The sequence below is a fragment of the Agathobacter rectalis ATCC 33656 genome (assembly GCF_000020605.1).
GTDB classification, from domain to species: Bacteria; Bacillota; Clostridia; order Lachnospirales; family Lachnospiraceae; genus Roseburia; species Roseburia rectalis.
The window spans coordinates 1,623,662-1,650,469 of the sequence record NC_012781.1; the positions used below are offsets into that span (position 1 = coordinate 1,623,662).

Below are 26,808 nucleotides of genomic sequence, written 5' to 3' on the forward strand. Positions count from 1 at the left end.
TTCGCTTCTCCCAGGCGATTGACAACGGATTTAAGCAAAGTTTTCAGTTAATTGTAGCACACCTAATCAAGCTTAACAAGATTTCTCTCATAAAGTTTTTGTAAAGACATCAAAATTCCAAGCTTTGCATGGTACCATGTGAGTCCTCCCTGGAAATAAACCGCATATGGCGGCTTCACAGGGCCATCGGCAGAAAGCTCAATGGATGAGCCCTGCACAAATGCGCCTGCTGCCATGATGACATCACTGTCATAGCCCGGCATAGCCCATGGCTCAGGGGTCACATAGCTGTCTACAGGTGCTGCTGCCTGAATGCCCTCGCAGAAGGCTATCATAGCATCGCGGTTATTGAACTCTACAGCCTGTATGATATCGTGGCGGCTTTCAGTACCGTCAGGAACCACCTTAAAACCAAGCTTTTCATAGATTTTTGCGGCAAAGATTGCTCCCTTTAATGCTCCGCTTACGACAGTCGGTGCAAGGAAAAAACCCTGATAAAATGACTGGATGACTCCGAGTGAGGCTCCAACCTCCTTGCCAAGCCCCGGAGATGTGAGACGGTATGCGGCATTTTCAACACATTCCTTTTTGCCGACAATATAGCCTCCGATTGGTGCAAGTCCACCTCCCGGATTTTTGATCAGCGAGCCAACCATCATGTCCGCTCCAACCTGGATAGGCTCTGTATCCTCGACAAACTCACCGTAGCAGTTATCGACCATACAAATCACATCAGGCTTTATGCTCTTTACAAAGGCAATGAGCTCACCTATTCGTTTGACCGAAAGTGTAGGTCTTGTAGCATAGCCCTTAGAGCGCTGGATTGTGACAAGCTTCGTTTTTTCATTGATGGCTTTCTTTATTCCGTCATAGTCAAACTCACCGTCAGGCAGTAAATCAACCTGCGCATATGTGATGCCATACTCAGCAAGCGAGCCCTTTGAAGGGCGTATGCCTATTACCTCCTCAAGTGTATCGTAAGGCTTTCCGACAGGGCTTAAAAGCTCATCGCCCGGGCGCAGGTTTGACATGAGTGCAAGTGCAAGTGCATGTGTACCGCAGGTAATCTGAGGCCTCACAAGTGCATCTTCTGCGCCAAAACAGTCTGCGTACACTCTCTCAAGTGTATCCCTTCCGAGGTCATTGTAGCCGTAGCCGCTTGATGCCTGGAAGCACTCTGCGCTCACCTTGTTTTTCTGCATGGCGGCTATGACCTTAAGCTGATTATACTCAGCATTTGTGTCTATTTTGTCAAAACGCTCCTTAAGCTCCTTTTCTACAGAGGTTCCGAAATCCAAAACCTCCTTTGATATTCCAAGTGTCTCATACTGCCTGTAAATGGCTTCATTGGTATCTAACAAATTATAATCCTCTTTTCTGCTAAAATTTCTTGTATTTTATTTAATATTTTATTATCATCATATGAATATTCATTTTTTTCTATCCATATGGTATCTTTTTCTCTCCTAAACCAGGTTAGCTGTCTCTTTGCAAAACGCCTTGACTCAAGCTTTACCTTGTCCACAGCCTCATCAAGTGAATATTCTCCATCAAGATATGCAAGGATTTCCTTATATCCTATACCCTTCATGGATACCATATCGCTTGTACAGCCCATTGCCTTTAGCTTTTTCACCTCATTGACAAGTCCGTTTGAAACCATGATATCAACTCTCTTATCTATCCTCTCATAGAGTCTTTGTCTTACATCATCCAGTACAAAATAGGCAAAACTGTATGGAGACTGCTTGGCTCTTTCAGTCTCATTGTGCTTTGAAATCGGTTCATGGCAGGTGTGATAGTATTCAATTGCCCTGATGACGCGCTTTACGTTATTCTCATGGATGCTCTCGTAGGATGCAGGGTCGATATCCTTAAGCTTTTCATGCAGTGCATGGTTTCCGTGCTCGTTAGCAAAGTCGTAAAGGCTCTTTCTGTACGACTCATCCACATCCTGCTTTGTGAAATCAATGTCATACAAAAGCGCCTGTATATAAAAGCCGGTGCCGCCGACAACTATCGGTATCTTTCCTGCTTCGTATATCTCATTAAGTGCTTTTTTGGCCATATCCTTAAAGATAAATACATTGAACTCGTCAGAGGGCTCAAGTTCATCTATCAGATAGTGCTTTATGCCGTCCATCTCATCGACTGTAACCTTCGCAGAGCCTATATCCATGTATTTGTATACCTGCATGGAATCCGCGGATATTATAGCACCATTTATTTTTTTTGCAAGCTCAATCGATAGAGCTGTCTTTCCTACTGCTGTCGGTCCTGTCAGGACAATCATCGGTTTTTGTGTCATATTGCACCTCAGTCCAAATGTGTATGTTGTCATACGATACGTTTGAATTTCTTTTCTATCTCATATTTGCTCATAGAGATGATGGTTGGTCTGCCGTGTGGGCAGTTGTAAGGATTGTCGAGTGACAAAAGCTCATCTATCAACTTATTTATCTCAGGAAGAGTAAGCTTGTCATTGCCCTTGACTGCTGCCTTACACGACATGGATGCGACCTTTTCCGTGATGATATCAGGAGTCTGTCTGCCTGTCGCATTGGAAAAATCATCGAGCATCTCTATAAACAGATCCTTCATATCTATGTTAAACAAATTATCTGGAATTGCACTGATCATGTATTCCTTGCCGCCAAAATGCTCCACCTCATAGCCAAACTGCTCTATCTGCGGCCGGTATTTCTCAAGCATTTCACATTCCCTGGCATCAAGTGTCATAACAATCGGAGGGCTTATGCGCTGTGATGTGAAATCCTTATTGGCAAGTCTTGCCATTGTTTTTTCATACAGCACCTTTTCATGGGCTGCATGCTGGTCTATGATATAAAGCTTGTCTTCAAACTCTATGAGCCAGTATGTCTTAAAGAGCTGGCCTATGATGGAAAACTGCTTCTTGGCGCTTTCTGTAAGAAAAACCTTGTCGTAATCCCCTAGAGTCTGCTGGGTGCCGGTGACAACATGTGCAGGTTCATACGCGGTGGAAGTCTCAGGCTTTGGTTCCACTGAATTGCCGGTATGTACAACAGGCGTCGATGCAGATGTTTTAACTTTCTGTTGGTTTAAAGTATTTTCTGTGAGAGGCTCATTAACAGCAGGTCCTTTTACAGTGGAGCTTTTTACAGTAGCTGTCACGCTCTGTCCGTACACGCTCCTTGACTCCGCTGCCCTCACCTCATTGATACGCCTCTTCTCAAACGGCTCCGGTATTGGCTCCTTATACTCATGCACTATCTTTTTAGGCGCCGGCGTACTGTCTACAGGCACCTCGGGAATCATCTCCTTGTGGGCTAGAATTGCATATATTGTGTCACATAATTCGACATATATCTCGTTATTGTTGTCGAACCTAAGCTCCATCTTGGTTGGATGCACGTTGACATCCAGTTCACTGAAAAATGTAAAGTAAAGCACTGTAAACGGATACTGATGCTGCATTAGAAAGCTCTTGTAGGCCTCCTCTATTGCACGTGACAATATATTGCTCTTTACATACCTGCCGTTTATGAAATAATTCTCATAATTTCTGTTGCCCCTTGTGATGACAGGCTTTCCTATAAAGCCCTCCACCTTAAAGTATTCGCATTCATGCTTCACCTCAAGCAGCGATGACGATATCTCGCGTCCGAATATATGGTATATGATATCCTTTCTGTTGCCGTTTCCTGAGGTGTGAAGCTTTGTCTGGTTATTGTTTATGAACTTAAACGATATATCGGGATGCGAAAGCGCAAGCTTTTCAACCATATCGCTTATGTAGCTGCCCTCTGTCTGTGCTGTCTTTAAAAACTTACGTCTTGCAGGAACATTATAAAACAAATCCTTTACTATGAAGGTAGTACCGTCCGGAGCACCGATTTCCTCGTTGGAAAGCTCCTTCGAGCCTTCAATCACATATCTGGTGCCGGTGAGCTCATCGTATGTCTTTGTGATAAGCTCAACGCGGGCAACGGCCGAGATACTTGACAGTGCCTCACCTCTGAAGCCGAGTGACTTTACTGTGAGTAAATCCTCTGCCGAGCGGATTTTACTCGTGCTGTGACGGTAAAATGCAACTGCAACCTGGTCTCTTTCAATTCCGCAGCCGTTGTCGGTGATACGGATGAATGAGATTCCGCCCTCTTTTATCTCCACAGTAATGGCTGTGGAGCCTGCATCTATGGCATTTTCCACCAGCTCTTTAACCACGGAGCACGGACGCTCAACAACCTCTCCTGCAGCTATTTTATCTATTGTTTCCTGATTTAATATGGCAATATTTGGCATTTTAATCCTTTCTACCAGCGGTTTTTAACCTTGTTCTGGAGCTGATACAGCTTGTTTAACGCATCAAGTGGTGTCATGTTGCCTATGTCTATGCTTCGAAGCTCGTCAATTATATCATCATCCTTCACTGTGTCGAAAAGTGAAATCTGTGTCATATCAACTTCGTCAAGATGCTCCTTTTTATGCTTGTGGCCATTGTCAACGGATATGCTTTTTACAGTATCTGTGATATCATTTGCAAGAAGCTGTTCTGCGATTTCTTTGGCACGCTCTATGACTGAATCCGGCAGCCCTGCAAGCTTTGCAACCTGTATACCGTAGCTTCTGTCAGCTCCGCCCTTTACGATTTTTCTTAGGAATACTATATCATCGCCCTTTTCCTTTACAGCGATGCAATAGTTATTTACACTGTCAAGCTTGCCCTCAAGCTCGGTGAGCTCGTGATAATGGGTTGCAAAAAGCGTCTTTGCTCCGAGGAGCTTTGGATTACTTATATGCTCTACAACTGCCCAGGCGATGCTTAGTCCGTCAAACGTACTCGTGCCTCGTCCAATCTCATCGAGAATGAGCAGGGATTTTGCGGTTGCATTTCTTAGTATATTTGCCACCTCGTTCATCTCAACCATAAATGTACTTTGTCCGCTTGCAAGGTCGTCAGATGCACCGACTCGCGTGAAGATACGGTCTACAATACCGATATTTGCAGTTTGTGCAGGTACAAAGCTTCCAATCTGTGCCATGAGAACGATAAGTGCTGTCTGTCTCATGTAGGTGGATTTACCGGCCATGTTTGGTCCAGTGATGATTGAGATTCTGTTTTTGTGCTGATCCAGATATGTATCGTTTTCTATAAACATGTCATTTGTAATCATTTTTTCAACTACAGGATGACGTCCGTTTTTTATGTCTATTATTCCGCTTTCATTTATCTTTGGCTTGCAGTAATTATTCTGGCTGGCAACAAGCGCAAGCGAAGCAAAAACATCAATTTGTGCTATAGCTCTGGCTGTTTTCTGAATCCTTGAAACATTGCAGGAAATCTGTTTTCTTACATCACGAAACAGCTCATACTCAAGTGATGTGAGCCTGTCTTCAGCTCCAAGAATGGTATCCTCAAGCTCTTTAAGCTCCGGTGTGATGTAGCGCTCGGCATTGGTGAGTGTCTGCTTTCTCACGTAATAATCCGGAACCATATCCTTGAAGGAGTTTGTGACCTCAAGGTAATATCCAAATACCTTGTTATACTTGATTCTTAAGTTTTTGATACCGGTTTTTTCACGCTCACCGGCTTCAAGCTCTGCAAGCCATGTCTTTCCCTTGGTTTTTGCGTCTCGAAGACGGTCAACCTCCTCGTTGTAGCCAGCTTTTATGATATCTCCGTCACGCTGTGAGATAGGCGGCTCATCCTCAATGGATGAAAGTAAAAGCTCATATATATCCTTAAGCTCGTCGAACTCTTCATTAATCTCATCGGTAAGCTCACACGGTATGTCTGAAAGCTGCTGCTTTATTGGTGGAAGCATTTTTAAAGAATCCCTAAAGGCAATAAGGTCGCGCGGATTGGCTGACTGGTAGGTGATTCTTGTGATGAGACGCTCAAGGTCATAAATAGGATTAAGGTATTCCCTGATTTCATCTCTTGTGATTTCGTTTGCATTAAGTGCTTCGATAAGCTTCTGGCGCTTTATTATCTCTGCTTTTTCGATAAGAGGCTGCTCGACATAGGTGCGAAGCAGTCTTGCTCCCATAGCCGTGCGTGTCTTATCGAGTACCCAAAGCAGTGAGCCTCTCTTTTGCTTTTCTCGAAGGGTATCTACAAGCTCCAAATTACGTCTTGATGAGCTGTCTATTATCATATATTTGCCTATTGAGTACGGATGAAGCTCAAGTATATTGTCGAGCGAGTTCATCTGCGTCTCATAAAGGTACTTTAACAGGGCACCGGCAGCTATGACTCCACTTTCATAATCCTCAAGCCCCAGAGCATTTATTGTCTGTACATGGAAATGTGAAAGCAGTGTCTCATTTGCAAGACCATCAGAAAAATACCATGAGTCGAGTGCTGAAACAGTAATTGATAATCTGTTTTTCATATCGTCAACATCTATTCCGCTCATGTAGAAGGCTTCATTACATATGATTTCCGATGGATTAAATCTGCTCACCTCATCTAACAGCTTCCTCTCAGCATCCACCTCTGTCGTGAAAAAATCACCTGTTGTGACATCACAGGTTGCTATGCCGTATTTGTCCTCAGTGTATACAATCGACATTATGTAATTGTTTTTTGCCTCATCTAAAGAAGCCATATCAGTGTTTGTGCCCGGTGTCACAACACGGATTACCTCTCGCTTTACGATTCCCTTTGCCTGCTTTGGATCCTCCATCTGCTCACAGATAGCTACCTTGTGACCGTTTGATACAAGTCTGTTGATATATGAGTCTGCCGCATGAAACGGTACTCCACACATAGGAGCTCTTTCTTCAAGTCCACAGTTTTTGCCTGTGAGTGTAAGCTCAAGCTCCTTTGAAACCATTATCGCATCATCAAAAAACATCTCATAGAAGTCTCCTAAGCGATAAAATAAAATACAATCCTTATATTGTTCTTTTGTCTGCAGATAATGCTGCATCATTGGTGATACTTCTGCCACGAATATTTCCTCTCTTTACGTGTATAAATATTATTTAAAATCCGGTCTATATTTTTTAATAATTGCCTCTGCGACCTTTATGCCGTCGATTGCCGCAGATGTAATGCCTCCTGCATAGCCTGCTCCCTCTCCGCAAGGGTATACACCCGAGATGTTGCTCTCAAAGGATTCATCTCTTTTTATGCGAAGCGGAGAAGATGTGCGTGTCTCCATACCGGACAAAATTGCATCTTTTCTGTCAAAACCATGTATCAGATGACCAAAATGTTCCATTCCAAGCTTGAACGACTGCTCCATGTCAGCGTTCATCAGTCCATTCAGCTTTGCAAAGACGGTGTTTCCCTTTGTACAGGAGTCAAAATCACCGTATGCTGTTGTTAATCTGTCATCACAGAAATCACCGAAAAGCTGCTGTGGTATTAAACCATTGCCTCGCTTATAATTTTCTGTTTCAAGCTTTTCCTGATATCTCACTCCGGCGAGGGCATCATCTGCTCCGAAATCCTTCGGCGAAACAGATACTATGATGGCACTGTTCGCATTTTTGCTGTTTCTGTCGTGATAGCTCATGCCGTTAACCACCGTGTGATTTTCGGTTGACGATGAGTTGACCACATATCCTCCCGGACACATGCAGAATGAATAGACTCCTCTGCCATTCGGAAAATTGGATGTGACCTTGTAAGGGCTTGGAGGAAGTATGATTTTCTTTTGAATACCATACTGTGATTCATCTATCATGCGCTGCGGATGCTCCACGCGAAAGCCGACGGCAAAGCTCTTGCACTCCATATCAAAGCCTTTGTTGTAAAGCATATCAAATGTATCTCTGGCGCTGTGTCCGAGTGCCAGAACGCATACATCTGTCTTTATCTCACTATTATTGTTACTGTCAGAATCCGTGTAAACACTTAATAGCTTTTTGGAAACTATGTCAAGATTGTTTACACAGGTGTCAAATACAAATGTAACCCCTTTGTCAACCAAAAACCCACGCATGTTGACAATTACTTCTGAAAGCACATCAGTACCAATATGTGGCTTGTTGTCATAAAGTATGGACGGATCTGCCCCAAAGCGCACAAATGTCTCAAGCACAAGACGATTCCTGCCCGACGGATCCTTTACGGATGTGTTCAGCTTGCCGTCTGAAAAGGTTCCTGCACCGCCCTCACCAAACTGTACATTGCTTTTGGGATTAAGTATGCCGCTCTCCCAGAATTTTTGTACATCGCAGGTTCTTTTCTCAACCCTGCTGCCACGCTCGATAACTATCGGGCGAAAACCTGCCTCTGCCAGTATATATGCACAAAACAGACCGGCAGGACCTGCCCCTGCAATAACAGGGCGCCTGTCAAGCGGTATATTTCCGTGCGCAGGTATCCGATACTCTTTTTCTTTATATATGAGCACAGATGAGCTGGCTGCTCTTTTTACAATTGCTTCTTCGCTATTTTTTGTATCCTCTATCTCTACAGCAACTGAATATGTATAGAACAGCTCAGGCTTTTTACGCGCGTCAAGTGATTTCTTTAATATGCGGTATGTGAAGCCTGTCTTGGCATTGAGCTTAAGCATTTTTATTATTTTCTTTTTTAATGCCTCATCACTGTGCGTGACGGGGAGCTTTATCTGGTTAATTTTAATCATTTACTGCATTTCTCCTGCTATATATCCACTTGTCCATGCCCACTGCAGATTGTAGCCACCGCATATGCCGTCCACATCAAGCAGCTCTCCGCAAAAGTAAAGCCCCGGATGGATTTTGGATTCCAATGTACGTACATCTATTTCCTTTGTACATATGCCGCCTGCACACACCTGTGCAAATTCGGCTCCTCTTGGCTTTTTTACCGAAACGGCTGTATGCTTTATTGAGCGGGTGAGACTTTTACAATCATCATCTGTCAACAGCCTTCCCTTTTTGTCAGGAGATACACCTGATTTGTGTATCAGCTCAAGAAGAAGCTTATTGTTTAAAAGTCCGTTAAGCATCTCATTTAGCGAGCGGTTGTCTGTCGTTGTAATACTTCTGTCCTTTATGTACCCATTAAGCTCATCATCACTAAAAGCCGGCAAAAAGTCAATTATCACCTCGACCCTTTGACCTTTATCGAGGGCTCTTGACATAAGACTTGAAATCTGAAAAACCGGGATGCCTGAGATGCCATAGTCAGCTAACTGCAGCTCCCCTGTATTTTGCTCTGTCATTTGACCGTCTATCACGGAAGCGACAGTGGCATCGCACCTGACACCTGTGATTTTTTTGAAATTTAGGCCATCACAGCTAAAGCCGCAAAGCGCGGGTAATGGCTTTTGGATATGATGTCCGAGAGCTTCTATCTGTCGAAACAGGCTTCCGTCACTTCCAAGCTTTGGGGAAGCCGTAAGGCCACACGCTATGATAAGCCTTTTGGACTTAAAGCTGCCCTTGTCTGTTTGGATGCAGTAACCGGTCCGGTCATCTGTCTTCTTATTAGTTGCCGGATTAGAAGCAGAATTTGTGTCCTCAGCCGTAATCCTTGCAGTCTTGATTTCTGTAATACTAATGCCTGTTTTCACATCCACATGAAGCCTCATAAGTTCCATGCGAAAGGCTGCCACAACAGATGCAGCCTGTCTTGAATTTGGATAAATGTAGCCTGCATTGTCATATGCAGGTATTCCAAGTTCTTTAAAAAAACGTATTGTGTCTGCATAATTAAATTGCGACAACCCGTTTTTAATCAGCGCTTTACTGCCGTGAAACTTATTTACAGACATATCAGTGTTTGTGAAATTACATCTGCCGTTTCCGGTTGCAAGTATTTTCTTTCCTATATCATCCTTGTGCTCTAAAAGTGCCACACGTGCTCCCTTTGATGCAGCAGCTGCTGCCGCCATCAGCCCGGATGCACCGGCACCTATTATAATTACATCGTACATATTCTTTCCCCTAACTGATTTATTTTAACATTAACTTGAATAGCTTTCAAGAAAATCGTACAAATCAGTTTCGTTAAAAAAGTAGAGTCCGTTTGTAACCTTATTTTTTGCTTCATCGGGCAGTTCTTCAAAATACACGCCTGTGTCAAAGTATTTTTCACTTGCAGTGGCGTTGTATACAGACAGCATTCCGGAGTCATTTTTGATGCAGTATTTTGCATTTTTAGCCTCATTTGATGTCAGAAGGCTTTCTTTTTCATTTTTTTCTTCTTTATCATTTTCATTTCTTTGTGCAATTATAGCAGCCTTGTCTGCAGCTCTTTGCGTATTGATTTTTTCTATCATAACAAGTGCAAGAAGAATTACAACAATAGTTAAAAAACAGATACTGATTTTGCTTTTCATATTATCACCTCAAAATCAGTATCTGTAAATTTTTGTTATTTATTCAATTTTATAATAAATGACATTTTTTTGCCACTTTTATGATAAGTGTGCCCTTTGGAAAATGTCTAAGCTCATCCTCAGTCAGTCCCTTGAGTAAAAGCAGCGCAACTGCATATGAGATAACCGCAATGATTGCAGCAAGAATGAAGGCGATAATCTCAATATGACAGGCCTTGTAAAGTATAAAGTATACTATATACGAAATAACTCCCATTATGAGCGAGCTGATGGCAGGTATGATAAAGGTCTTTTTTATTTCCTGCTTAAAGCCGCTGTACTTCTTTAAAGCCATGCTGTTCATAAAACACATGAGCAATGCAAAAAATGTATTGGCAAGCACAACTGCATGTATATTGAGTCTGAATATGAGCATAAGCAGTATGAGTACTATGACATGCGCTACAATCGATATCGCAGCGTTGATTACAGGAACTTTGAGCCTGTCAATTCCCTGCAGCAGTCCGTTGGACAGAGTGGAAAGCGAGTAAAATACTACCGCAACCGCACCGACATACATCATAAGTGATGCCTCAGCATTTGTTGCACGGGTGCTTGAGAACAGTATATTAAATATTGGCAGTCCAAACACGGCAAGCCCTACTGCACATGGGAATGCGACAACCATGATAAAGCGTGTGGAAAGATTAATCTGTCCTCTCACGGCCTCCATATCGTCCCTGTGATATGCGCCTGTAAGCACCGGCACAAAGGATGCTGCCATAGCTGATGCTATGGATATAGGCACATTGATTAAAAGCTTGTACTTTCCGGTGTATACACCCCACCATACGTCTATATCATTCTGAGTGTATCCCTGAAGCAGTGCAACCTGCTTGAATATACCCTGGTCTATGATGCCACTGATATTGTATATAGTAGTACTTAAAAGCACAGGAATAACCGTAATTACAAGAATCTTCATTGTGTAGCCAAATGAGCTCACCCTGACATTTCGTTCTCTTTTCATCTGCCTCTTGAACACCTTCATATAGATGGCAAAGATAAATACTACAAATAAAAGAGCCGCTACAGAGCCAAGCACTGTTCCAAGTGTACCACCGGCTGCACCATATGCTGCGGCATAGTGTTCCTTGTCACCAAGCACTGCGCCAATCCTTGTACCTGTACGGTATAGCACATATGCAGCCCATACACTGACTATGGCATTTACTATCTGCTCTATTATCTGTGAGACGGCACTCGGCATCATAGTACCCAGTCCCTGGAAAAAGCCTCTGATGACGCCGAGCACTGCAACTACCAAAAGCCCGGGAGCCAGTACTCTTAAAGCAAAAATACTGTATGGTGTGTTAAGAAGTGTTGTTGCAAAAAAATTGCCACCGAAAAACAGTATGAGAGCCACTGTTGTGCCACTGATGGTTGCAAAAAGCAGAGCACACTTCAGTATCTGATACGTCGCAGTCCGCCTCTTTTTTGCCATCTGGGCTGAAACCATCTTTGATACGGCAAGTGGTAAGCTGTATGATGATATAATCAGCATGACATTGTATATTTCAAAGGCTGTGGAATAATAGCCGATTCCGATATCGCCCAATATACGCTGCATCGGAATACGATATATGAGTCCTATTATTCTGCTTATAATAGATGCTACGGCAAGTATAGAGCCCTGTACTAAGGCATTGCTTGCCCCGTTATTTTTTTTAGACATTTATAAATCCTCTGTTTCAATTGATAACCAGCTTAAATATTAGCGTGTTATACCTAAAGCGTCAAGTATTTTTCTCTGGTGCTCTTCCATTACGGCAGCCTCATCAGCCTCCATGTGGTCATATCCGAACAGATGAAGCATGCTGTGTGTAATCAGAAAGGCAAACTCTCTTTTTTCGCTGTGTCCATATTCTACGGCCTGCTCCTTTACCTTGTCAACGGATATGATTATGTCGCCTAGCATGACCTCTCCTGTATCAGGATTGAAATCATCCTCATTCTCGTCTGAAAGAAAAGAAAAATCTCCGGGTGTTTCATATGAAAGCATCGGAAAAGACAGTACATCTGTAGGCCTGTCTATCTGTCTGTACTCCTTATTGATGGCATGTATCCCTTCATTGTCTGTCAGTGTCAAATTAACCTCCGCCTCATACGGAAAGTTCTCGTGCTCAAGTGAAGCAGAAACAACAGCTTCTGCGACCTTTTCATAATCAAAATTAAAATTGCATTCTACTTCTTTTTCGATAAAAAAACTCATTTAAGCAACTCCTCCTTTGTAAGATAGTCTCGTATTTTTAAAAAGTGATTCATGGAAAGCCCTGATTCATCATACATTCCTGAGCTTGACAGCTCATTTAATGTCTGGATAATAAGTATCTCGTGATTCCATTCACTGTCTGCCACATCGTTTTTGATATGATCAAGCCTTACTATTAAAGCATCGACCATATGGATGAGTGCGGATTCAGGGGTCTGTGGGTGTCTTAACTTGCCATAGTACTCATAGAGTATATTGGTCAGCTTTTCAGGAAAATGCATGGCTAATGCCTGTTCCACTCCTTCCATGACGCTTTTATGCCTCTGCCACTGCCCTATGCGGTAATAAAAGCCTCCTGCTGCACATAGCGCTGTGTCCAGTCCTGCAGCCTTTGCAGCCTTTATGGCAATCGTCGATACGAAATTGCCATGATTGTATTCAGAGAAATTGTGCTTTTTAAGCTGCTTTACAGCAGGAAAATCCTCCTCTATTATTTCTATAAGCCTGTCATTTGTTTCATCAGCGCTAAGTGGCTTAAATACCCTGGCACAAATGATGCCGATAAGCGAAACAATCATGCCGCTTACAGCTCCGGCAATAATAACGGAAACAGAAAACTCCTTTGTTGACATATAATAGAATATGCCCGGTGTCACAATGCTCATACTGATTATGATCAGATATATACATATCTGAAGCTTGTCCTCCTTTAGCATCTTTGCAAGGATAGCACCTGTGATTACAAGAAGCAGCTCACATACGAGCTCAAAGCAGTCGCCGGATACAGTGATTGAAAGCAATATACAAAAATAAGTACCGCTTATAAATGCCAGAAACTCATTGCCAATCAGACAAAGCAATATAGGAAAAATCATCACCGGCCTGCTGTACAGTGGCATAAAACCGCTTATGATACACACTATAGAGCAAATGATAAACGCAAACGTAAACCTAAGATAATCAGTTCTTGAGTTGTTCGACAGCTGCAGTGTGTTCCGCTCGTACTCAAGCTCAAATAAAAGCAGCATATAAAATATGATATCTAAAAAACCCATGCATATCCACTCATCCGGATATACATCACCAAGCAGACACAGCACAAATGAAAGAGCTAAGATTGATATAAAAATTGATATTAGTGATACAACCCTTCTCAATTGCTCTTCCTCTGCTTTCTTGCAGTCTTTGCAGTCTGCTTATTTTCATAATCATCATATGCCTGAACAATTTTTTGTACAAGCGGATGACGCACGACATCCTTGCTTGTCAGATTGCATATGCCTATATCATCTATGTTTTTTAGCACCCTAAGTGCCACATCAAGCCCTGATTTTGCACCCGGTGCAAGATCCTTTTGTGTCGCATCACCTGTCACGACAACCTTTGAGCCAAAGCCGATTCGTGTAAGAAACATCTTCATCTGTGCAGGAGTTGTATTCTGTGCCTCATCAAGTATGATAAATGCATTGTCAAGTGTACGGCCTCTCATGTACGCAAGAGGAGCCACCTCAATAAGGCCCTTTTCCATGTTGCGCTGGAAGCTCTCAGCTCCCATTATCTGATAAAGAGCATCGTACAACGGTCTCAAATATGGGTCAATCTTGCTCTGCAGATCTCCCGGCAGAAAGCCAAGCTTCTCGCCTGCTTCAATCGCAGGACGTGTCAGAATAATACGGCCCACCTGCTCATTTTTAAAAGCTGTTATAGCCATTGCCATGGCAAGATAGGTCTTTCCTGTTCCGGCAGGACCCATGCCAAACACAATCATCTTTTTCCTGATTGCATCGACATATTCCTTCTGGCCTATGGTTTTTGGCTTTACAGGCTTGCCATTTATTGTGTGACAAATGATATCCTTGTCAATCTCAACAATCTCACTGCCTCTATGCTCCTCTAAAAGTGCAAGTGCATAGTTTACGTTCTGCTCTGTAATGACGTTGCCTCTCTCAGCCAGCGCAATGAGCTGCTCGAACACCTCTTTTGCCCCTTCAATATTCCCCTGCGCTCCGATAATCTTTAAGGAATCATCTCTTAAGACAAGCGTTACTTGCAGTGTGCGCTCTATTTTCTTGGCGAATGCATCAAACTGTCCAAAGACGTTTGGAATATATTCGCCCGGTATTTTTATAGATACTTCATTTAAACTCATTAGCTCATGTGCCTTTCAATCAAAATATTTTTCATTATAACATAAAAATAAAATTTGTCATAATTTACCTATAATTTATTCCCTCTGATATATCAATTTTCATGGTATTTTTTTCTATGTATATACTGCACCACGTGATATCGGGATATTTTTCCTCAAGCTTCTTTTCAAGGAGGCTGTAATCTGCTCTCTTGTGGCTGCCTATTGTTACATTTTCACTCTCCATAAAGGAGATGACCGACTCATCATACGTGAAACGGTTTCCTTCAGGCACAATGTGCCAGATTCTTGTGCAGATGAGTGCATGTATACAAAAAACGCCGGTAATTGCAGCCGTAATAATACGTATTTTATATAGAAATGCTCTTATTGCAAAGTATCCCTGTCTTTTTACCACGAGAAGCCTTGTATGCGTCTTTTTCAGGTGCGGCTTCATTAGAAAAATATCTTCTGTACTGCAGCAGGCCTTATATTCCTTTGGACTTACATATTTAAGGTTCCATATTTTTATATGGTTTGCCGTGCACAGATTTATGAAGCGCCTGATATTGCAGCCTGTTAGCCTTACTGTTGCATAAGCTTTAATACTCATATATAACACCCTTTAAATGACCGGCTATTATTATTAAATCCTTTGTAAATTCCTTGATTTCAAGGCGGCTGCCGGATATTTTTATGGTACTGTCTGCTGCCCTTACAGTTACGGCCTTGTCCGAAAATGACAGAATACCCTTATGGTTTTCTATAGTCAACTCATTATAACCATATGCTGTTACAATTGGAAGCCCTAGCACTATGTCCTTTGGAAGCTCGAACGAATCAGTTACTTTTTGCATCTTCATATATTAACATATGTTTATTTAGGCTGAATTATGCCGGTTATTTGTGGTACGGCTCATTATTGCTGATGCGAAACGACCTGTAAATCTGCTCCAGTAAAATTACGCGCATGAGCTGATGGGGGAATGTCATTTTAGAAAATGAAAGCTTATAATCAGCGCACTTTAATACATCATCGGACAGCCCTAGAGAGCCTCCTATTACAAAAACAAGATGACTTTTGCCGCCCGTCATAAGCTTATCCATCTTCTGTGACAGCTCAACCGAATCAAGCTGTTTTCCATCTATTGCCAGACAAAATACATATGCATCGTCTTTTATATTTTTAAGAAGCCTCTCACCTTCTTTATTTTTTACGATGTCTATCTCTGTCTGTGTGGCCTGTTCGCTTGTCTTTTCATCGGAAACCTCAGTAATTTCAAGCTTACAGTAACGGCTTAGGCGCTTTGAGTACTCAGCAATCGCATCTCTGTAAAATTTTTCTTTAACTTTTCCTACACATAATATTGTAATTTTCATCGTTTCATTATAACATATAACTATAATTAAACAATATGGAGGCCGTATGAAAATATACGTTGATGAACAAAAACGATACGAGGATACAAAAGCAACCGGACAGTGCTTCACCGGAGTCGGTGCGATAGGGCTTATTGCTATTGTGCTGCTTGATACAGGAGTTATAAAGCTTGCCGCTTTAGACTCGGTAAACAAGCTCATGGTTTCTATCGTAATGGGGCTTGTTTTCTTGATATTTTTTATCATAGGAATTAAGTCATTTATGGAGCTTAGGGACATTTCAAAAAAAATTGACCGGAATAATTCCCTCGAAGAGGAAATCATGGAATACGTGACCGTCACTCATAGGGACGAGCTTATGACTTTAGCGTCATCTGGTGAAAAAGGAGATGCCTGCTCAGGTGATTTATACTACAAAAGAGCTGAGCTTATCACATCAGTCATTACTGAAAAATACAGCCTGCTTGAGGAAAGCTTCCTCGATCATATGGTTGAAGAAATTTATTCTAAAATTTATAGTGATATTGTCGAAGAATAGTGCTATAATAATAACAATTTATTTTTTATGAGGTGAACAAAATGAAAGAACTGCAAGATCGAATTCTCAAGGATGGCCAGGTTATTGGCACAAACATCTTAAAGGTCAACAAATTTATCAACCATCAGGTAGATCCGGTGCTTATGGAGCACATCGGTGAGGATTTCGCAAATCACTTTGCCGATAAGGGAATCACAAAGGTTGTCACAATAGAGAGCTCAGGAATTGCTCCTGCACTTATGGCAGCAGCCAAGATGAATGTACCGCTTGTTATTTTAAAGAAGCAGCCTTCAAAGACATTACATAATGATTTATATCAGACACAGGTTACTTCATTTACAACAGAGAAGAGCTATGAGCTTACACTCTCACGCGATGTTATCTCAGAGGATGACAATATTCTTTTGATTGATGATTTCATGGCTGACGGAGAGGCTGCTACAGGTGCCATCAGACTTCTTCGTATGGCTCACGCTACAGTTGCCGGTATAGGAATCCTTATTGAGAAGTCATTCCAGCCTGGCAGAAGAAAAATCAACGAGCAGGGCTATGAGGTTTACTCACTTGCACGTATCAAGTACATGGATGAGTATCAGATAGATTTTATTGAAGAAAATTAAAATAAGATTTAATATTTAAGATCAATACATATTATACGCAAAATCCACTACTCTATTTACAGATTTATGAGTCTGTCAATGAGTAGTGGATTTTTATTATTGTTAAAGTATATGTTTTATGCTAAACTGCCGGATTATGCTCCGAAATCGAAAAGTGAAAGCTGGTTTGACTCCGGCAGTGAACCAAGCAGTCCCAAATCTGACATGAGGTCTACGGCTGTTCGCGATACATGAGTTCTCTCCCTGAAATCATCCTTTGAGAGGAATGGTCCGTCTTTTGCCGCTTCCGAAATATAAATAGCGGCATTGTCGCCCAGTCCGTCAATGCTGTTTATGGCCGGCATGAGCTTACCGTCAATTATCTGGAAACGGTTAGGGTGAGCCCTGTATATATCAAGAGGCATGAAATCAAAGCCTCTGGCATACATCTCCTGTACGATACGCATGTCCTTAAATACATCCTGCTCCTTGTTTGACAGCGTGTCTTTTCTTTTCTTATAGTCCTTCATGTAGTTTTCGAGTCGGTCCTTTCCCTGACACATAAGCTCATATGAAAAGCCTGTGGCACGGATTGAAAAGTATGCTGCGTAGTATGCAAGCGGATAGAAAACCTTACAGTATGCGATTCTCCATGCCATCATAACGTATGCCGCAGCATGGGCCTTAGGGAACATGTACTTGATTTTCTCGCATGACCAGATATACCAGTCAGGCACACCGTGTGCTTTCATATCCTCCTTCCACTGTGGCCACTGAGGGCATTTGCCCTTGGCAATAATGCCCTTTCGAACTTTCTCCATGATGTTGAAGGCTTCCTCAGATTCAAGTCCCATGGAAATCAGATATGTCATAATATCATCTCTGGTACAGATACAGGTTGAAATGGTAGCTGTGCCTTCCTCGATAAGAGTCTGTGCATTGCCAAGCCATACGTCGGTACCGTGTGATAATCCGGCGATACGAATGAGGTCAGAAAACTCCTTTGGCTTTGTATCAAGGAGCATGCCCATGGCAAAATCGGTACCAAACTCCGGTATACCTAAAGCTCCAAGCGGACATCCATCGATATCCTCAGGCTCTATGCCCAAAGCGGAGGTGTTCTGAAACAGTGACATGACAGCTTTGTCGTCAAGCGGAATCTTTGTCGGGTCAACACCTGTCAGATCCTGCAGCATACGAATCATGGTAGGATCATCGTGTCCAAGTATATCGAGCTTTAACAGGTTGTGGTCGATTGAATGGTAGTCAAAATGCGTTGTCGTGATGTCAACGGTCATATCATTCGCAGGATGCTGTACAGGAGTAAAGGTATTAATCTCCTCACCCATCGGCAGCACGACTATACCACCCGGATGCTGTCCCGTAGTACGTCGAACACCAACGCAGCCCTGCACTATCCTGTCTATCTCGCAGTTTCGCTTTCTGACACCGCGCTCCTCATAATAGTTTTTAATGTATCCAAATGCGGTTTTGTCAGCAAGTGTACCTATGGTTCCGGCTTTAAAGGTCTGGCCCTCTCCGAAAATAACCTCGGTATATTTGTGTGCCTTTGACTGGTACTCACCGGAGAAGTTCAGATCGATATCCGGCTCCTTGTTTCCCTTGAAACCGAGGAAGGTCTCAAACGGAATATCAAAGCCCTCCTTACTTAAAGGTCTGCCGCACTTTGGACAGAGCTTATCCGGCATATCACAGCCACCACGGCCTGAAAATGCCTGTACCTCTGGTGAATCAAAATCACTGTATTTGCAGTGTGTACACAAATAGTGAGCATGCAGCGGATTAACCTCTGTGATACCTGACATGGTTGCGACAAATGAGCTTCCTACGGAGCCTCGCGAGCCAACCAGGTAGCCGTCCTCATTTGATTTCCACACAAGCTTCTGTGCGATGATGTACATTACGGCATAGCCGTTTGAAATAATAGAGTTGAGCTCTCTGTCAAGACGCTCCTTAACTATCGGCGGCAGCGGATCTCCGTACATCCTGTTTGCCTTGTTATAGCAGATTTCACGAAGCATGCCGTCAGAGTTTTCGATAACCGGCGGACATTTATCAGGTCTGACCGGTGAGATACGCTCACACATGTCTGCTATCTTATTGGTATTGGTGATGACTACCTCCTCAGCCTTTTTGCTTCCGAGATATTCAAACTCCTTTAGCATTTCCTCTGTGGTCCTTAAGTAAAGCGGAGCCTGCTCATCTGCATCCTTAAAGCCCTTACCGGCCATGATAATACGACGGTATATCTCGTCCTCGGGATTTAAGAAATGTACGTCACAGGTTGCAACAACCAGCTTTCCAAATTCCTCTCCAAGCTTTACGATTCGCTTATTTATATCAATAAGGTCATCGTTTGAAGCAATATCGGAATCCTCGTCACGTATCATAAATGCGTTGTTGCCAAGAGGCTGTATCTCCAGGTAATCATAGAAATTCACAAGTCTTGTGATTTCCTCCTGTGGTCTTCCGTTTAAAATAGCCCTGTAAAGCTCTCCTGCCTCACAGGCTGAGCCTATTAAAAGCCCATCACGATACTTGTTAAACTCTGATTTTGGTATTCTCGGTCTCTTATTATAATACTTGATGTGTGACAGCGAGATAAGCCTGTAGAGATTGGTACGCCCCTGGTCACAGGTTGCAAGAATGATGGCATGGTATGTAGGCATCTTCCTTATCATCTCAACAGATGATTTTGCCAGGGCATTTACCTCATCTAAGCTTGATATGCCCCTGTCCTTTAGCTTTTCTATGAATTTGACAAATATCTCTGCAGTACATGCGGCATCATCCACCGCTCTGTGATGATGGTCAAGCGAGATGTTTAGAGCCTTGGCCACTGTATCCAGCTTAAATCTGTTTAGCTGTGGCAGAAGTACTCTCGCAAGAGCCACCGTGTCCACTATAGTAGGATTACACTCCATGCCAAGTAGCGCGCAGTTTCGCTTTATAAAGCTCATATCAAAGTCAGCGTTGTGAGCGACCATGATACAGTCCTTGCAAAACTCCATAAACTGTGGCAGTATGACATCCACTGTTGGCGATGTGATAACCATGTCATCCCTTATCGAGGTGAGCTCCTCAATCCTGAACGGAATAGGTACCTCAGGGTTTATAAATGTGGAATAGCGGTCTACAATCTCGCCACCGATGACCTTCACCGCACCTATTTCTATGATTTTATTCTTTTCCGGAGAAAAGCCTGTTGTCTCTATATCAAATACCACGTACTTGTCATCCAGCGACTGACCGGCTGCATTCTCCACAATATCCTTTGTATCATCGACCAGATATGCTTCCACACCGTAAATGACCTTGAATTTGTCATCCACAGTATGGTTAGCGTCAGGGAATGCCTGCACATCACCGTGGTCCGTAATAGCAATGGCCTTGTGTCCCCAGCGCATGGCACACTTCACAATATCCTTTACGTCAGACACGCCATCCATGTCACTCATCTTGGTGTGACAGTGAAGCTCAACACGTTTTTCAGCAGCAGTATCCTCCCTCTTTGAGGTAAAGTCAGGTATTTTTTTAAGCCCGACTATTGAACTTATTGACAAATCACTGTCATATTTATCTACAGTCACAACTCCCTTTGCCTTAACAAAGTTGCCCGGGGCAATATATGCAAGAATATCTGCTACGTCATCATTTCTGGCAAAGAGCTTGAGCATGATGGTGTCTGTGAAATCAGTGACCGCAAACATAATGATGGTCTTTTCGTTTCTGATTTCGCGGGATTCAACCGTAAGGATCTTGCCCTTTATTGTAACCTCACCGATAGGACCGTCAATCTTTTCAATAGCCATCTCCTCATCATCAAAGCTTCTTCCGTACACGATATCAGGGTCATTGTCATATTTACGTCTGAAATCTCCCTTGCGCTCAAATTTCTTTTCAAATTTCTTCTCAGGCTTTTTATCAGGGCCTGTCTTTGCTTCATTCTTCTTATTTGAAGCTTTAGGGAAATCTGATGTGCCACTCTTTTTTGTATCAGATGTATTTTCACTGCCTCCTACAAACATTGCACCGTCATCAACAGCCACTTTAGCATCTTCATCACCGACATCTTTTGCCATGGCAAATTTAGTGCGGGCGACAATATTTTGAACCTCCTGCTCAATCTGCTTGTCAGCATTCTGACGGTATTTGCTGATTTTTGGTTTTTCGTACTGCAGATTAACGATAAAATCCATCCCACAGCGCTCGCAGAACACCTTCTCAAGAAATTCTATGACCGTATTGCCTCTGGTCTTTGCGATTATTGTCTCCTCAAGTGTGACTGTGACATGTGTATCGTCGGTAAAGCTCCACTTTGAGGTTCGCAGCAGATTGTACAAAAGTACACTGTGACTGTTTATTTCGTCAAGAATACTGTCAAAATAGACATCAAAAAGAGTCTTCGGTGTGTACTGCGAAGACAACTCGTAAGACTCTATAATTTTTACTGTAATATCTTTACTTTTAAATATCTGTTTTTTTATGCTTTCTTCTAGCTTCCAGATATTTTTTTTGAAAATAAGGCGTTTTGCTTTTACATATATTTTGTAAAAATCTCTTGCATGGTTTACGGAAATTCTGGTGACATCAGCATTCTCCAGCAGATTCTCCATATCCTTGTCCAGCTTAAGTGTAGGGAAAACTTCCTTAAATGTCTTTGTCAAAATTATTCACCCCAATGGTCAAGCTCATATTTCAATGCACCCAAAAGCTCGCTCTCAGGCACCTTTTTAAATACCTCACCGTGTTTTATGATAAGACCCTCGCCGATTCCTCCGGCCACGCCAAGATCTGCTTCCTTTGCTTCACCCGGTCCGTTTACCACACAGCCCATGACAGCAACCTTTATGTCAAGGTCATATCCTGAAACCATTGTCTCCACCTGATTTGCAAGCCCGATAAGATCTATCTGTGTGCGGCCGCAGGTAGGACATGAAACAACCTCTATGCCACCCTTTCTAAGCCCCAGAGTTCTTAAAATGAGCTTGGCAGACTTGATTTCCTCGAGAGGACTTCCTGTGAGAGACACACGTATTGTATCACCTATGCCCTGGCTTAGTATCAGTCCGAGTCCGATAGCAGACTTTATATTGCCGCTTATTATTGTGCCTGCCTCTGTGATACCCACATGGAGCGGATGATTGGTTTTATCTGAAATAAGCTCATGTGCTTTAACACACATCATGACATCTGATGATTTGATGCTTATGACAAGATTGTCATACCCCATATCCTCTATGAGCTTTACCTTGTCCAGAGCACTCTCCACAAGCCCCTCTGCTGTCACACCATGATATTTCTCTACCAGGTCTTTTTCAAGAGAGCCACTGTTTACACCGACGCGGATAGGAATATTTCTCTCCTTTGCTACATCCACGACAGCCTTTACCCTTTCAGCGCTTCCTATGTTGCCGGGATTGATTCGGATTTTGTCGGCTCCGTTTTCAATCGCAGCTATTGCAAGCTTGTAATCAAAGTGTATATCCGCAACAAGCGGTATGCTGATTTGTTTCTTAATCTCCTTAAGTGCCCTTGCAGCCTCCATCGTAGGCACAGCACATCGGATTATATCACAGCCTAAGTCTGTCAGCGCGTTTATCTGCGCAACTGTGTCAGCTACATTCTCAGTCTTTGTATTTGTCATTGACTGTATGAGAATCGGGTTTCCTCCACCGATTACTTTATTTCCGATTTTTACTATTTTTGTCTCCATGTGTATATCTCCAATCTGTTATAAAATCAGACTATTAGATTTCTGATATCATTGAACATGACAACAACCATCAGAAGAAGTAAAAGCACTATGCCAACGAGATGCACATAGCCCTCCTTCTCAGGGTCTACTCTCTTTCTTCTTATGGCTTCAACTATCAAAAATACAAGTCTGCCACCATCAAGTGCCGGCAGTGGCAGCAGGTTCATCACACCGAGGTTTGCAGAAATCAGCACGCCCCAGTTTAGCATATTTAGTATGCCAAGCCATACTCCGGACATAGAAACTGCCTGCTCATAGGTGTCTCCCATGTTCTTTACAATGCCTACGGGTCCGCTTAAGTTATTTACAGATGCAGCCCCTGTACAGAGCATTTTAAGCCCCTCTATTGTTGTATAGATGTTGTATTTCACCTCGTAGCAGCTATAAAGCAGCGCCTTTCCAAAGCCGGGCTTTGTACGCTTTCCCGACACGTTAAAGCCGTACAGATACCTCTTTGTTGTCTCGTCATATTTAGGCTTCAATGTGGTGGTATGCTTTTTGCCATCCCTAAGGTAGGTCACATCAACTGTTTCACCTTCGTGAAGCATCGAGTAGAGGCTTATCTCGCGGTAAAAGTGTATATTCGTATTGTTCAGCTTTACAATCTCATCACCGGCCTTGATACCGGCCTCCTCAGCCGCATAACCCTCAATAACACCTGCAAGCTTTGGACTGTCATAGCCTACAGAGCAGATGATAATGAGAGCAAAAATAAATGCCATGATAAAATTAAAAAACGGCCCTGCGAAAACAACGCTTATGCGCGCCCACACGGATTTGTTGTTGAACGCCCTGTCATCACCTGAGCTTTCATCCTCACCCTCCATGATACAGGCTCCGCCAAACGGAAGCAGCTTTATGGAGTATTTGGTCTCTCCACGCTGCACTCCAAAAAGAGTCGGTCCAAGTCCAAGACAAAATTCATTGACCTTTATGCCATTTGCTTTAGCAAGCCAGAAATGTCCGAGCTCGTGAAAAATTACTATGATGCTGAATAATATGATTGCAATAATAATACTAATAATGTTCAAAATTACCACCTTTTACTGATATAGTCATATGCGCACTGCTCTGTATCAAGTATCTCATCCACTGAAGGATTTTCAATAAATGATGCATTCTCCATACATGCCTCGATTATATCGATTATTTCCAGATATTTAATTTTTTTATTCAAAAACAGCGCCACTGCTCTCTCGTTTGCAGCATTGAAGGCCGTAGGAATATTACCTCCTGCCCTTGCAGCCTTCATGGCGAGAGCAAGCCCTTTAAAGGTATCAAGATCCGGTGCCTCAAAGGTCAGATCCTTAAGCTTAAAGAGATCAAGCCTGTCACCGGAAAGCGCAGGTCTGCTTGGATAATACAGTGCATACTGTATAGGTATACGCATATCAGGAGTACCAAGCTGTGCTATAACTGCTCCATCCGCATACTCAACAGCCGAGTGAATGACACTCTGAGGATGCACTACAACCTGAATCTGCGACAAATCGACATCAAAAAGCCATTTTGCCTCAATTACCTCAAGCCCCTTATTGACCATGGTTGATGAATCAATAGTGATTTTTTGACCCATTGACCAGTTAGGATGCTTTAGCGCGTCCTCCACCCTTATACCTTCAAGCTCAGAGAGCTTTCTGCCTCTGAACGGACCTCCGGATGCTGTCAGAAGAATTTTTTTAATCGGATTCATAGAATTTCCCTGCAGTGACTGGAAGATGGCACTGTGCTCACTGTCCACCGGAAGAATGGACACACCATACTCTTTCGCAAGCGGGATAATGATATGGCCCGCTGTAACGAGGGTCTCCTTATTTGCGAGTGCGATGGTCTTTTTTGCTTTGATGGCGGCAATTGTAGGACGAATGCCAAGCATACCGACAATTGCAGTTACAACTATATCGCAAGGCTCAATGGTGGCACATCTAATGAGACCGTCCATGCCATAGCCTACTTCGATATCAGTATCCGCAAGGCTTGTGCGAAGCTTTTTGGCATCGTTTTCATCACTTACACTGACAAACTGTGGCTTAAATTCCCTTGCCTGTTTCTCTATAAGGGAGAGATTTCTGCCACAGGAAAGTGCCACAACCTGCATATCGCCATGCTCTCTTATCACATCAAGTGTCTGTGTTCCGATAGAGCCGGTTGAACCAAGTATTGATATTTTTTTCATGATAATTCCTCGATTTATATTTTTCTCAGTGGTTCTGAATAGTTACCTTAGCTTTTTGTTTCAATGGTTCTTAAATGTTACTTTTTAACTTAAAAAGAAGCTAGCCAGATAATAAATGATTGGTGCTGTGATAATCATGCTGTCAAAGCGGTCTAAAATACCACCATGTCCGGGTATCAGATGTCCGTAATCCTTGATATCATAATTACGCTTTATGGCTGATGCACACAAATCTCCAACCATTGAAATAAGGCCTGCAACAGCAGCTATAACAGCAAGTATAGCAATCTCTGTGCCGTCTATATTCATATGATTTCTGAATATAAAGCAGTATAATGCTGTAAGAAGCGCACTGCCGAGTACACCACCTACTGCACCCTCTATAGACTTCTTTGGTGAAAGCTTTGGTGCCATTTTGTGCTTTCCAATCAGCACTCCGACGCAGTAGGCACATGTATCACAGCCCCAAGAGCATAAAAATACCAAGAAGGCAAGGTAAAGTCCGTTGTTGAGTGTACGTATCTGGTAGACATATGAAAGCATTGTTCCTACATAAAACATACCAAAAAAGGCTGCCATGAGCTGCTTTGCATCATATTTCGGGTATGACAGCACATACACGAACATCAGTACAATAAGAAAGCCCATGAAAAGCATCATTACATCAGGTATGAAGCTCCACCTTAAGTTGATGTAAAATAAAATCAAAGCAATATACGGTACAACCGATAAGAGCGATTTTTCAAATTTAAACACCCTGAAAAGCTCAAACATACCTATACACGAAATCAGAAGTGTTGAAAAAAGAAGCACCTCGTTTCCTGTTACTATAAGAAATATAGCGGCAATTACAAGAACTATACCACTAAGCAGTCTTGTCTTAAACATTATTTATCCTCCGTGTCGTTCGTTTCTTTTAATCCACCAAAGCGACGGTCTCTTTTATTATATGCATCTATAGCCTTTTTGAGTTCATTTTTATCAAATGCAGGCCACGGAACATCTGTAAAATAAAACTCAGCGTATGCAAGCTGCCAGAGCAGGTAGTTTGACAGGCGCTGCTCACCACTTGTGCGGATGAGTAAATCAGGATCCGGAAGCTCTCTTGTGTCAAGATATGATGAGAAGGTATCTGCATCTATATCGTCAGCTGAAAGCTTTCCATCATCATGGTCAGCTATCATATGCTTTACAGCACGTATCATCTCATCTCTACTTCCGTAATTAATTGCAATTGTCAGGTTAAGACCTGTATTTACTGATGAAACTTCTTCAAGGTTTCTTATTTTCTCCTGAAAATTCTCTGAAAGCCTGCTTATCTCACCAATTACGCGCACACGCATATTGTTTTTATTGGCAGTCTTTATGCAGTTTTTAAGATAGCTTTCAAGAAGCTTCATTAGTGCAGCGACTTCAGACTCAGGGCGGTTCCAGTTTTCAGTGGAAAAGGCGTAAAGTGTCAGATATTTAACGCCGAGGTCGTTTGCAGCCTTACATATATTCTCAACATTTTTGGCTCCTACTGTATGACCGTAGTTTCTTGGCATACCCTTACTTTTGGCCCAGCGGCCGTTTCCGTCCAGAATGATTGCTATATGTTCCGGAGTACTCATATTTTATTTCCTTTCATTTATGCATATTATATATTTACAATCATGACGCATCATTTATTTGCTGGTCACACAGTTA

General features: G+C 42.6%; 22 protein-coding genes. 2 read left to right on the forward strand and 20 right to left on the reverse strand.

The annotated features are described in order from the left end of the window. Positions 1-62: 62 nt before the first annotated feature. The 14 genes from EUBREC_RS07830 to rlmH form a co-directional block, all read right to left on the reverse strand. Positions 63-1,361, reverse strand: a complete 1,299-nt coding sequence (locus tag EUBREC_RS07830) for a methionine gamma-lyase family protein (RefSeq protein ID WP_012742589.1) — start codon at positions 1,359-1,361, stop codon at positions 63-65. Beyond that, on the reverse strand, positions 1,355-2,341 hold the full coding sequence (gene miaA, locus EUBREC_RS07835; protein ID WP_012742590.1) for a tRNA (adenosine(37)-N6)-dimethylallyltransferase MiaA: 987 nt from the start codon (positions 2,339-2,341) through the stop codon (positions 1,355-1,357). The genes EUBREC_RS07830 and miaA overlap by 7 nt, the downstream gene beginning before the upstream one ends. Next, the gene (mutL, locus tag EUBREC_RS07840) at positions 2,338-4,284 is read right to left on the reverse strand and encodes a DNA mismatch repair endonuclease MutL (RefSeq protein WP_012742591.1); all 1,947 of its coding nucleotides are present in this window, start codon (positions 4,282-4,284) and stop codon (positions 2,338-2,340) included. The genes miaA and mutL overlap by 4 nt, the downstream gene beginning before the upstream one ends. Positions 4,285-4,295: 11 nt before the next feature. Continuing rightward, complete coding sequence (gene mutS, locus EUBREC_RS07845) at positions 4,296-6,920, reverse strand: DNA mismatch repair protein MutS (RefSeq protein WP_012742592.1); 2,625 nt, start codon at positions 6,918-6,920, stop codon at positions 4,296-4,298. Positions 6,921-6,968: 48 nt separating this feature from the next. After that, positions 6,969-8,588: an NAD(P)/FAD-dependent oxidoreductase gene (locus tag EUBREC_RS07850; protein WP_012742593.1), complete on the reverse strand. Its 1,620-nt coding sequence runs from the start codon at positions 8,586-8,588 to the stop codon at positions 6,969-6,971. After that, positions 8,589-9,863, reverse strand: coding sequence for an aminoacetone oxidase family FAD-binding enzyme (locus EUBREC_RS07855; protein ID WP_012742594.1), 1,275 nt, complete (start codon positions 9,861-9,863; stop codon positions 8,589-8,591). A gap of 30 nt (positions 9,864-9,893) precedes the next feature. After that, on the reverse strand, positions 9,894-10,268 hold the full coding sequence (locus EUBREC_RS07860) for a hypothetical protein (RefSeq protein ID WP_012742595.1): 375 nt from the start codon (positions 10,266-10,268) through the stop codon (positions 9,894-9,896). Positions 10,269-10,317: 49 nt separating this feature from the next. Further along, positions 10,318-11,982: a putative polysaccharide biosynthesis protein gene (locus EUBREC_RS07865; protein ID WP_012742596.1), complete on the reverse strand. Its 1,665-nt coding sequence runs from the start codon at positions 11,980-11,982 to the stop codon at positions 10,318-10,320. Positions 11,983-12,021: 39 nt separating this feature from the next. After that, complete coding sequence (ybeY, locus tag EUBREC_RS07870) at positions 12,022-12,519, reverse strand: rRNA maturation RNase YbeY (protein WP_012742598.1); 498 nt, start codon at positions 12,517-12,519, stop codon at positions 12,022-12,024. Beyond that, entirely contained in the window at positions 12,516-13,676 is a 1,161-nt protein-coding gene (locus EUBREC_RS07875; RefSeq protein ID WP_041254047.1) for a hypothetical protein, read from the reverse strand. The genes ybeY and EUBREC_RS07875 overlap by 4 nt, the downstream gene beginning before the upstream one ends. Beyond that, on the reverse strand, positions 13,673-14,668 hold the full coding sequence (locus EUBREC_RS07880) for a PhoH family protein (protein ID WP_012742600.1): 996 nt from the start codon (positions 14,666-14,668) through the stop codon (positions 13,673-13,675). The genes EUBREC_RS07875 and EUBREC_RS07880 overlap by 4 nt, the downstream gene beginning before the upstream one ends. Positions 14,669-14,732: 64 nt before the next feature. Further along, entirely contained in the window at positions 14,733-15,260 is a 528-nt protein-coding gene (locus tag EUBREC_RS07885; RefSeq protein WP_012742601.1) for a sporulation protein YqfD, read from the reverse strand. After that, complete coding sequence (locus EUBREC_RS07890; RefSeq protein ID WP_012742602.1) at positions 15,250-15,510, reverse strand: YabP/YqfC family sporulation protein; 261 nt, start codon at positions 15,508-15,510, stop codon at positions 15,250-15,252. The genes EUBREC_RS07885 and EUBREC_RS07890 overlap by 11 nt, the downstream gene beginning before the upstream one ends. 37 nt (positions 15,511-15,547) lie before the next feature. Further along, positions 15,548-16,027, reverse strand: a complete 480-nt coding sequence (gene rlmH, locus EUBREC_RS07895; protein WP_012742603.1) for a 23S rRNA (pseudouridine(1915)-N(3))-methyltransferase RlmH — start codon at positions 16,025-16,027, stop codon at positions 15,548-15,550. Between the two features lie 46 nt (positions 16,028-16,073). Between rlmH and EUBREC_RS07900 the strand changes: the two genes are divergently transcribed. Both EUBREC_RS07900 and EUBREC_RS07905 read left to right on the forward strand, forming a co-directional pair. Next, a complete protein-coding gene (locus EUBREC_RS07900; RefSeq protein ID WP_012742604.1) occupies positions 16,074-16,565 on the forward strand; it encodes a hypothetical protein in 492 nt (163 codons plus the stop codon). A 41-nt stretch (positions 16,566-16,606) separates the two neighbouring features. After that, on the forward strand, positions 16,607-17,185 hold the full coding sequence (locus EUBREC_RS07905) for a xanthine phosphoribosyltransferase (protein ID WP_012742605.1): 579 nt from the start codon (positions 16,607-16,609) through the stop codon (positions 17,183-17,185). 134 nt (positions 17,186-17,319) lie between these two features. Here EUBREC_RS07905 and EUBREC_RS07910 read toward each other — a convergent pair whose 3' ends face one another. From EUBREC_RS07910 to EUBREC_RS07935, 6 genes are all read right to left on the reverse strand, one after another. Beyond that, on the reverse strand, positions 17,320-21,852 hold the full coding sequence (locus tag EUBREC_RS07910) for a PolC-type DNA polymerase III (protein WP_012742606.1): 4,533 nt from the start codon (positions 21,850-21,852) through the stop codon (positions 17,320-17,322). Positions 21,853-21,854: 2 nt separating this feature from the next. After that, complete coding sequence (gene ispG, locus EUBREC_RS07915) at positions 21,855-22,901, reverse strand: flavodoxin-dependent (E)-4-hydroxy-3-methylbut-2-enyl-diphosphate synthase (protein WP_012742607.1); 1,047 nt, start codon at positions 22,899-22,901, stop codon at positions 21,855-21,857. 26 nt (positions 22,902-22,927) lie between these two features. Further along, the gene (rseP, locus tag EUBREC_RS07920) at positions 22,928-23,965 is read right to left on the reverse strand and encodes an RIP metalloprotease RseP (RefSeq protein WP_041254573.1); all 1,038 of its coding nucleotides are present in this window, start codon (positions 23,963-23,965) and stop codon (positions 22,928-22,930) included. A gap of 11 nt (positions 23,966-23,976) precedes the next feature. Next, positions 23,977-25,119 carry a 1-deoxy-D-xylulose-5-phosphate reductoisomerase gene (dxr, locus tag EUBREC_RS07925; protein ID WP_012742609.1) on the reverse strand — a complete coding sequence of 381 codons (1,143 nt, stop codon included), beginning with the start codon at positions 25,117-25,119 and terminating at the stop codon, positions 23,977-23,979. A gap of 84 nt (positions 25,120-25,203) precedes the next feature. Further along, on the reverse strand, positions 25,204-26,007 hold the full coding sequence (locus EUBREC_RS07930; protein WP_012742610.1) for a phosphatidate cytidylyltransferase: 804 nt from the start codon (positions 26,005-26,007) through the stop codon (positions 25,204-25,206). Beyond that, positions 26,007-26,732 (reverse strand): isoprenyl transferase, encoded by a 726-nt coding sequence (locus EUBREC_RS07935; RefSeq protein ID WP_012742611.1) that lies wholly within the window; start codon positions 26,730-26,732, stop codon positions 26,007-26,009. The genes EUBREC_RS07930 and EUBREC_RS07935 overlap by 1 nt, the downstream gene beginning before the upstream one ends. Positions 26,733-26,808: the final 76 nt, after the last annotated feature.